Genomic DNA, 8,197 nt, shown 5'->3' with positions numbered 1-8,197 from the left:
TCGACCACCTGGAGTCGGCGTTGACCGAACTGGAAGACACCGTCTATTGACCGCCGGGCGCTGCCGTCGCGCCGGGTTCGCCGCGCGTTCCCGGCACGACGAGCGCGGCTTCAGGACGAGCCGGCCGTTCCGAGCCCGTTGATCGACGGCGGCAGATCCGGTTTCGCCGCACCCGGACCGGCGAGCAGCCGCTTGAGGATCTTGCCGGTGTCGCCGCGCGGCAGCGCCGAAAGGAAGGTGACCTCGCGCGGCACCGAGAAGCGGCTCAGGCGGTTGCGGACGTAGGTGCGCACCATGTCCGAATCCAACCCGGCCCCCTCGCGTTTCACCACGAACGCGACCAGCCGCTGACCGAATTCGTGGTCCGGCACCCCGACCACCGCGACATCGCTGACCTGCGGCAGGTGCGCCAGCGCCTCCTCCACCGGGCGCGGGAAGACGTTCTCGCCGCCGGAGATGATCATCTCGTCGTCTCGTCCCGCGATGAACAACCGGCCCGCGGCGTCGAGATAGCCGAGATCGCCGGTGTCCAGCATGCCGTGCGCCTCGTCGGGCGGCGCCGAGTTGACGTACCCGTCGAACAGCATGTGGTTGCCCACGAAGATGTGCCCGGTGGCGCCGATCGGCAACCGACGGTGATCGGGCCCGAGCACGGCGACCTTGGTGCCCAGCGGCGGGCGTCCCGCCGTGGTCGGCGAGGTGTGCAGGTCTTCGGGCGTCGCGATCGTCGCCCACGAGACCTCGGTGGAGCCGTAGACGTTGTAGAGGACGTCGCCGTAGGCGTCCATGAACCGCTCCACGGTCGCGCCGGCGAGCGGCGCGCCGCAACTGATCATGTGCCGCAGGCTGGAGGTGTCGTAGCGAGAGCGCACGTGCGCGGGCAGATCGAGGATGCGCTGCACCATGGTCGGCACCACGATCACCGTGTTGACCTCGTGCTCGGCGATGCGACGCAGACAGTCCTCCGCGTCGAACCGTTCGGCCAGCACCACGGTCGCACGCAGCGCGGTGCTCAACTGCAGCCCCGCCAGCCCCCAGGTGTGGAACAGCGGCGCCGGAATCAGCATGGTCTCGTTCATCTGCATCGGAATGCGCGACAGCAGTGCCGCGATGGACCCGAAGCCCTTCGGATGCGGCCTGCGCGCGCCCTTCGGCGTCCCGCTGGTTCCGGAGGTGAGCACGATGAGCCGTCCCGGCTGGGCAGGAGTGCGGAAATCGGTGTGGCCCTGCGCCACCAGTTGGTCGACGGTCGTGCGGTCCGGCACCTGCGGCCGTCCGTCGGTGTTGTAGCGCGGGATGTCGGCGTGCAGATAGCGCACCAATTCTTCCAGGTCACCGTCGACGAACAGCGCCGACAACCGGTCGCGCTGGACGATCTCCTCGATGGTGCGCCCGGCCAGCCCGGAATTCAGCAGGGCCACGTCCACGCCGAGTTTGCCCGCCGCGACCATGCATTCGATCATGCCCGCGTGGTTGCGGGCCAGCAGTCCGACGGCGTCGCCCGGCCCGAGACCGTGCGCGGCCATGGCGGCGGCCAGCGCGTTGGTCCGCTCGTGCATGTCGGCGAAGGACCGGATGCCGCGATCGTCGATGACCGCGGTCCGGTCCGGCGCGTACGCCGCGCCCGCCGCGTACCCGCCCGCCAGGTTGAAACCCCACTTCGCCAGCGAGCGCAGTTGTTTCAGGCTGCGGTCGAGACGCACCGGCAGCACGACGCCGGTGGCGACCATCTGCCGCGCGACGCCCGCGTTACGCCGGATCGGCGAATCCTCGCCGTTGACGACCAACGAGGTGCGCGCGCCCTTGGCCACGTCGGCCACCCGCTTCAACCCGCTCTTGGTCCACTCCGCGATAGCCACATTGGACAGTTCGGCGACGTGCGGATGTATCCGGCTCGGCGCGAAGTAGGTGACCGTGACCTTGGTGCGCTCCTCGTCTCCGTGCAGCCGCACCGAGGCGAAGCTGCCCAAGGCGGCGTATTGCATCTCGAAGCTCTCGTACCACCGGCCGATGTTCAACCGGATCTGGTGGGTGCGGATGCCGGTCCCGTGGGTGCCGACACGCATCTGCCAGACCACGTTGCCGTCGGCGGATTGGATCTGCTCGCACGCGCCGATGCCGGTGAACATGCGCGGATACGTCTGCGGTTCGAGCAGCAGATCCCAGATGGTCTTGCGGGCGATCGCGAATTCCGCGACCACATCGATGACATCGGTAACCAACTTGTGCACTTCTCGTCGGCCGGTTCGAAGAACTTCGGGTCGGCGGGTAGCTCCTTTGTAACGTCAGTCACAGATAAGGTCAAGTAGCCGCCGCCTCGCCGCCACTACCTGCGATACGCAGGAAATACGCTGCGATTGCCCAGCATTCACCTGAGCCTGGGAACCGGCCCAATTCCCCCGCGCGGCGCCTGTGAATCAGCCCAACGATCACCGAAACTCCCGCCCGGCGCGCCACGCCGATCCTAACGTCGCAGACGCCTGCTCGGCAGGACCGCACGCTGGCTGGAGAGGTTATGGACGACAAGCCCGCACGACGCATCGCGCGCTCCCGCGCCGAGGAGATCCTCGATTTCTTCGGCAAATGCCGAGCGTGTGGCTATCCCGCTTACGCGGAGACCACCACGCTGCACTACGACAACGGCGAGCGGGAGACCAAGGTCATCGCCAGCTGCGCCCTGCCGTGCGGCTGGTCGGGCGAGGTCTCCGCGACCCCGATGACCGAGTCGGTCCCTCGCGCGCGCTCCTGAGCGACGTCAGGCCGCGCGCGTGGCGAGTTCGTCGGGGCCGAGTGCGCGCTCGCGCAACTCCCGCAGAATCCGGGCGAGGATGCGCGACACCTGCATCTGCGAGACACCCAGGGCTTCGGCGATCTGGGTCTGGGTCTTGGACTCGAAGAATCGCATGACCAGCACCTGCCGATCGCGCGCGGGCAGTTCGGCGATCAGCGGACGCACCGCCATCGCCTGCTCCAGCAGGTTGTAGCACGGTTCCTCCGCGCCGATCGTGTCCGCCAGCGCCTGCGGCGCGCCGTCGCCGTCGTCGCGGCCGCCGGTGTCCAGCGAGTTGGTCTGGTAGGCGTTGCCCGCGATGAGCGCCTGGGTGACCTCGCCGACCTCGACGTCCAATTCGGCGGCGATCTCCCGGGCCGTCGGCATCCGCCCGAGCCGATGCGACAGCGTCTCGGTGGCGGGGCCGATGCGCAGCTGGATCTCCTTGAGCCGGCGCGGCACTCGCAGCGACCACGTGTTGTCCCGGAAGTGCCTGCGCACCTCGCCCATGATGGTGGGTACCGCGAACCCGAGGAAGGAGCTGCCGCGCGAGACGTCGAAGCGGTCCACCGCGAGCACCAGCCCCACCCGGGCGATCTGCAGCAGGTCCTCGTAGGACTCGCCCCGGCCGGAGAACTTGCGGGCGATGTGCTCGGCGAGCGGGAGACAGCGCCGCGTCACCTCTTCGCGCAGGTCGGCGCGATGGGGATCGTCCTGGTCCATCGCGGCCATCTTCTCGAACCACGGCTCGATGTCGTCGTAGCTGTCGCCCGTCCGCGTGCGGCCGGTCGCGCCGTTTCCGTCGGTCGTGAACTCACGTGTCATCAAATGGCCCTCGTTCCCAACTGAACTCGATAACGGTCGGGTACCCGCCGATTTTCGAATCAAAAGGGTCACGAGAAATTGCCAGGGAACTGGTGAGCATGCGGACCAGTTCCCAGCTCAACGGATCACCGTCGATCTCGTCGCCGACCGCGCCGACCGTGTCGACGCGCACGCTCATCCGGTCGGCGCCGTAGGTGAACTCACAGCCGAGCGTCGACCCTGGCACGCAGCCTGCCAGCAGCATCGTGGCCGCCTCGTTGATCGCCAGGCGAATGTCCGCGGCCGCGGTGAGCGGCACGTCGGCGACCAGGCACACGGTGTCGGCCATGCCACGGATCAAGGCCAGCTGCCGCGCGTCGGCGGGGATGCGCACCGCGACCGTGGTGGTCTCGGTGGCGTGCGCGCCGAACGCGCAGGTGATCACGCGCATCAGACCGTGGCGAGCTGCGCTTGCCACATCCAGTGCAGCTGTTCCAGCCGCGCCGCGACGGCCAGGAACAGATCCTGGGTCACCGGATCGGCCTTCTCGGTCGCCGCGATCCGCTCCCGTAGCCGCTTGATCACCGCGGCGAGGTTGCCGACGATCGCGTCGATGATGTCGGTGTCCTGCTGCCAGCCCTCGCCGATGCCGATCGCACCGGAATCCCTGGCCACGGTCGCGGCGCGGCCGTCCGGGCTCACCCCGACGGCGGTGGCGCGCTCCGCGGCGGCGTCGGTGAACTCGCGTGCCACAGTGACCAATTCGTCCAGCGCCAGGTGCACCGACCGGAAGTTGGAGCCGACCACGTTCCAGTGCGCCTGCTTCGCGACCAGCGACAGATCGATCAGGTCGACCACCGTCGCCTGCAGCGTCTCACCCGCGATGCGCTGCTGCTCCGGGTCCAGGGTGCTGGTGATGGGTTGGGACATCGCTTCGAACCTTTCTGCCGTCGATCCGGGTCATCGACGGTCTACCCAGCTCTGCGGCGGTAAACCAGGCTGCGGCTTCCCCAGCCGGGCGAAACCGGTCACAGGCCCCGGCCGGACACGCCTGCGTCCGTCGGCCGTGCGCGGGTGCCGCCGCGGGCCGGACGCGTAGGGCACGGAGGATCCGGCAGCGCTCCGGATCGAGCGCGCACGCTCGCGTCGGTTGCCAGATCGGCAACGATATTTGCCGAAATCGCCGCGCGCTGGGCAAGGTGGGGCATGGCTGAGGAAAAGCAAGTGGATGTGGTGGTGATCGGCGGCGGAGCAGCCGGTTTGTCGGCGGCGCTGACCTTGGCGCGGGCGCGCCGCTCGGTGGTCGTCGTGGACGCGCGCGAGCCGCGCAACGCCCCGGCCGCCGGCGTGCACGGGTGGCTGACCCGCGATGGCATCCCACCGACGGCGCTGGTGTCGATCGGCGCGCGGGAAGTGGAACAGTACGGCGGACGGATCAGCTACGGGCGGGCGGTGGCGGCGCGGCGGACGCCGGACGGGTTCGTGGTGGACACCGACCGCGGCGAACCGTTGCGCGCTCGCCGACTGCTCGTGGCCACCGGCCTGACGGACGAGCTGCCACCGATCGGCGGCCTGCGCGAACGGTGGGGCCGCGACGTGGTGCACTGCCCGTATTGCCACGGCTGGGAGATCCGTGACCGGCCGATCGGCGTGCTCGGCTCGGTACACCACGCCCTGCTGTTCCGGCAGTGGAGCACGGCGGTGACCTTGCTGCGGCACACCGCCCCCGCACCGGACGCGGAGCAGGCCGAGCAGCTCGCGGCCCGTGGGATCGCGGTGGTGGAGGGTGTGGTCACCACCTTGGAGGTGGTGGACGACCGCCTCGCCGGGGCGCGGCTGGAATCCGGCCGCGTCGTGCCGATCGCCGCGCTGGCGATCGCACCGCGACCGGTCGCCCGCGACGCGCTGCTGCTCGGGCTCGGCGCCGAAATCGCCGCGCACCCTTCCGGGTCGGGCACGCACGTGGTGGCCGACGCCGGCGGGCGCACCCGCGCCCCCGGAGTCTGGGTGGCCGGCAACGTCACCGACGTCGTCGCCGGAGTGGTGCAGTCGGCCGCCGGCGGCGTCACGGCCGCCGCCGCGATCAACGCCGATCTCCTGGCGGAGGACACTCGCCTGGCCGTCGAGCGGTGGCGCACCGAGCCATTCTCCGCCGATCTCGAGCGAGTGAACTCCGAGCGAGTACTCGGCGCCCGGCGCCACGGACTGGATTCGCTGCTGCCGCCCGCGCCGAGCTGACCGGCGGGGCTCTCCGGCTGCACTATGGTGTGATCCACACGACACGGGGAGGCGCGGATGCCCGAACGGACGGCCACACCCTTGCGAGCGGCGACGATGGGCGAGATCGCCGATCGGATCTCGACGCCGAGTTACGACCGGTCCCGGATCGCCTCGGGCATAGTGCATTTCGGAGTCGGCGGGTTTCATCGCGCGCACCAGGCGATGTACGTGGACCGGCTGCTCGAACGCGGCCGCGCGGACGAGTGGGGTATCTGCGGGGTAGGCGTACTGCCCGGTGACCGCCGCATGCGCGATGCGCTGCGGGCCCAGGACTACCTGTACACGCTGTCCGCCATCGCACCGGACGGCACGTGGACCACGCGCATCATCGGCTCCCTCGTCGAATACCGGTACGCGCCGGACGATCCGGAGGCCGTCGTGGCGAAGCTGGCCGACCCGTCCACCCGGATCGTCTCGCTCACCATCACCGAGGGCGGCTACCACATCGCGCCCGCCACCGGGGAGTTCGACGCCGACGACCCGGCGATTCGCGCCGATCTCGCCGGAGACGCGCCGCCCGCCACCGTCTTCGGGCTCGTCGTCGCGGCCCTGGCCCGGCGCAGGTCGCGCGGCGTCGCGCCGTTCACCGTGCTGTCCTGCGACAACATCGAGGGCAACGGCGACCTCGCGCGGCGGATGTTCGGCGCGTTCGCCGCGCTGCGCGATCCCGGGCTCGGATCCTGGGTGACCGAACAGGTGTGTTTCCCGAATTCGATGGTCGATCGGATCACCCCGGTCACACCGCCCGGGGCCACCGGCGAGATCGAGCGGCGTTACGGCGTCCTCGATCGCCGGCCGGTCGTGACCGAGCCGTTCGCGCAGTGGGTGCTGGAGGATTCCTTCGGACTGGGCCGCCCGCCCTTCGAGGAGGTCGGCGTGCAAGTCGTGGACGACGTCACCCCGTACGAACTGATGAAACTGCGGTTGCTCAACGCCGGCCACCAGGCACTGTGCTACTTCGGATATCTGAGCGGCTACCGGCTGGTCCACGACGCCGCACAGGACCCGGTCTTCCGGCGTTTCCTGTTGCGATACATGGACGCCGAGGCGACACCGACCTTACGCGCGGTACCCGGTGTCGACCTGGACGCCTACAAGCGCACCCTGCTGGACCGGTTCGCCAACCCCGCGATCGGCGACACCATCGCCCGGCTGTGCGCGGAATCCTCCGACCGGATTCCGAAGTGGCTGCTACCGGTGGTCCGGGCGCGACTGGCCGTCGGCGGCGAGATCGAGTGCGCGGCGGCGGTCGTCGCGAGCTGGGCGCGCTATGCCGAGGGCTTCGACGAGCACGGGGAGCCGATCGAGATCGTGGACCGGCTACGCGACCGGCTCGTGCCCCTCGCGCGGCGGCAACGCGAGCATCCCACCGCGTTCCTCGAGGAGCGTTCCCTGTTCGGGGACCTGATCGAGCAGCCACGCTTCGTGGCCGCGTACCTGGCGGCACTGGATTCGCTGCGCGGCAGGGGCGCACGTGCCACTGTCGAGGCTTTGGCCCGTTAGCGCGGGGTGACGCGGGCGACCGCTCGGCAGTCCGCGCCGACCGCGAACCACACGTCGAGGCTCGAGTCGGTCCGGCGGGAGACGAGTTCGACGGCTTCCCCGGACCGCACCGGCTTCCCGTACTCGACCACCGCGCGATGCGGCCCGGACTTGAGTTCGGCGTGATCGGCCAGAATCTCCTCGAGCGCGGTGAGATAGACCGCGTTGTTCATATGGTCGAGCAGGTCGATGTCGGTGACGCGCAGCGGGAACGGCCGAGTCCGGACGCCGGGCTCGCCTGCCGCGGGCATCGGATCGGTGAGTTCGGCTTTCCAGCGCAGCCGGTGCTCGGTCGTGCAGGCCAGCATGGGTGCGAGGAACCGGTCGCTCATCCGGGCCGGAACGCCCGACTCGGTGCCGAAGTGGATCAGGAAACTCTCGGTCTCCACCAGCCCGCCCGCGCTGCCGCAGACCTGGACACGCATCGTGCACCACCGGGTCGACGTCGCCGAGGGCCAGCGCCGCAGGGTGGCCCATTCGCCGAACGAGATCGGCTTGATCGCGTCGATCACCGTCCTGCGGATCACCCACAGCCGATGGATGTCGCCGTCCTGCAGGACATCGAGATGGTCGTAGCCCACGTCCTGCAAGTAGCGCGCCACTCCGTCCAGCCGCAGATATTGATCGCGGTCGGTGTCGGCCAGACGCACGGGCCAGCCCGTCTCGAAGGGAGTCAAGACGGCTGGGGGCTCCGGCAGCACGCTGGGAATGGCCATGCCCGGATGATGCCAGCTATTTGCCGTCATCGCGACGCGTACACGCGGATCGACATCTGTTCGCAAATCTTGCGAACACCATTAG

Annotated in this window: 8 protein-coding genes; 3 read left to right on the top strand and 5 right to left on the bottom strand. The window is 69.6% G+C overall.

Features of this window, described 5'->3' with window-relative positions; translation table 11 throughout:
• Nucleotides 1–110: 110 nt before the first annotated feature.
• Nucleotides 111–2,222 carry an AMP-binding protein gene (locus ON27_RS10850; RefSeq protein ID WP_051046427.1) on the bottom strand — a complete coding sequence of 704 codons (2,112 nt, stop codon included), beginning with the start codon at nucleotides 2,220–2,222 and terminating at the stop codon, nucleotides 111–113.
• 293 nt (nucleotides 2,223–2,515) lie between these two features.
• On the opposite strand from ON27_RS10850, the gene ON27_RS10845 reads away from it, so the two are divergent.
• Complete coding sequence (locus ON27_RS10845; protein ID WP_043723736.1) at nucleotides 2,516–2,749, top strand: hypothetical protein; 234 nt, start codon at nucleotides 2,516–2,518, stop codon at nucleotides 2,747–2,749.
• A 6-nt stretch (nucleotides 2,750–2,755) separates the two neighbouring features.
• Here the strand turns inward: ON27_RS10845 and ON27_RS10840 are convergent, their stop codons facing one another.
• Genes ON27_RS10840 through ON27_RS10830 form a run of 3 tightly spaced genes read right to left on the bottom strand, consistent with a single transcriptional unit; the run spans nucleotide 2,756 to nucleotide 4,504 of the window.
• Nucleotides 2,756–3,595, bottom strand: coding sequence for an RNA polymerase sigma factor SigF (locus ON27_RS10840; RefSeq protein WP_043723732.1), 840 nt, complete (start codon nucleotides 3,593–3,595; stop codon nucleotides 2,756–2,758).
• Nucleotides 3,585–4,025 carry an ATP-binding protein gene (locus ON27_RS10835; protein WP_051046425.1) on the bottom strand — a complete coding sequence of 147 codons (441 nt, stop codon included), beginning with the start codon at nucleotides 4,023–4,025 and terminating at the stop codon, nucleotides 3,585–3,587. Before ON27_RS10835 ends, ON27_RS10840 begins: the two co-directional genes overlap by 11 nt.
• On the bottom strand, nucleotides 4,025–4,504 hold the full coding sequence (locus ON27_RS10830; RefSeq protein ID WP_043723727.1) for a Dps family protein: 480 nt from the start codon (nucleotides 4,502–4,504) through the stop codon (nucleotides 4,025–4,027). Before ON27_RS10830 ends, ON27_RS10835 begins: the two co-directional genes overlap by 1 nt.
• A 276-nt stretch (nucleotides 4,505–4,780) precedes the next feature.
• Here ON27_RS10830 and ON27_RS10825 point away from each other — a divergent pair, with 276 nt between their 5' ends.
• Together ON27_RS10825 and ON27_RS10820 are read left to right on the top strand one after the other, a co-directional pair.
• A complete protein-coding gene (locus tag ON27_RS10825) occupies nucleotides 4,781–5,812 on the top strand; it encodes an NAD(P)/FAD-dependent oxidoreductase (RefSeq protein WP_043723724.1) in 1,032 nt (343 codons plus the stop codon).
• 96 nt (nucleotides 5,813–5,908) lie between these two features.
• Nucleotides 5,909–7,357 carry a mannitol dehydrogenase family protein gene (locus ON27_RS10820; protein WP_043723722.1) on the top strand — a complete coding sequence of 483 codons (1,449 nt, stop codon included), beginning with the start codon at nucleotides 5,909–5,911 and terminating at the stop codon, nucleotides 7,355–7,357.
• On the opposite strand, the gene ON27_RS10815 is transcribed toward ON27_RS10820, so the two are convergent.
• Nucleotides 7,354–8,112, bottom strand: a complete 759-nt coding sequence (locus ON27_RS10815) for an acyl-[acyl-carrier-protein] thioesterase (protein ID WP_043723719.1) — start codon at nucleotides 8,110–8,112, stop codon at nucleotides 7,354–7,356. The genes ON27_RS10820 and ON27_RS10815 overlap by 4 nt on opposite strands.
• Nucleotides 8,113–8,197: the final 85 nt, after the last annotated feature.

Origin of the sequence: Nocardia asiatica NBRC 100129, assembly GCF_000308415.1 — a bacterium.
GTDB lineage: Bacteria > Actinomycetota > Actinomycetes > Mycobacteriales > Mycobacteriaceae > Nocardia > Nocardia asiatica.
Note: the sequence above shows the minus strand (reverse complement) of the source record. Positions and strands in the feature narration are given on the sequence as shown.

Bases quoted from the DNA above. Each gene is read 5' to 3' on its own strand.
- ON27_RS10845 (WP_043723736.1), top strand. From the start codon at position 2,516: ATGGACGACAAGCCCGCACGACGCATCGCGCGCTCCCGCGCCGAGGAG.
- ON27_RS10840 (WP_043723732.1), bottom strand. From the start codon at position 3,595: ATGACACGTGAGTTCACGACCGACGGAAACGGCGCGACCGGCCGCACG.
- ON27_RS10835 (WP_051046425.1), bottom strand. From the start codon at position 4,025: ATGCGCGTGATCACCTGCGCGTTCGGCGCGCACGCCACCGAGACCACC.
- ON27_RS10830 (WP_043723727.1), bottom strand. From the start codon at position 4,504: ATGTCCCAACCCATCACCAGCACCCTGGACCCGGAGCAGCAGCGCATC.
- ON27_RS10825 (WP_043723724.1), top strand. From the start codon at position 4,781: ATGGCTGAGGAAAAGCAAGTGGATGTGGTGGTGATCGGCGGCGGAGCA.
- ON27_RS10820 (WP_043723722.1), top strand. From the start codon at position 5,909: ATGGGCGAGATCGCCGATCGGATCTCGACGCCGAGTTACGACCGGTCC.
- ON27_RS10815 (WP_043723719.1), bottom strand. From the start codon at position 8,112: ATGGCCATTCCCAGCGTGCTGCCGGAGCCCCCAGCCGTCTTGACTCCC.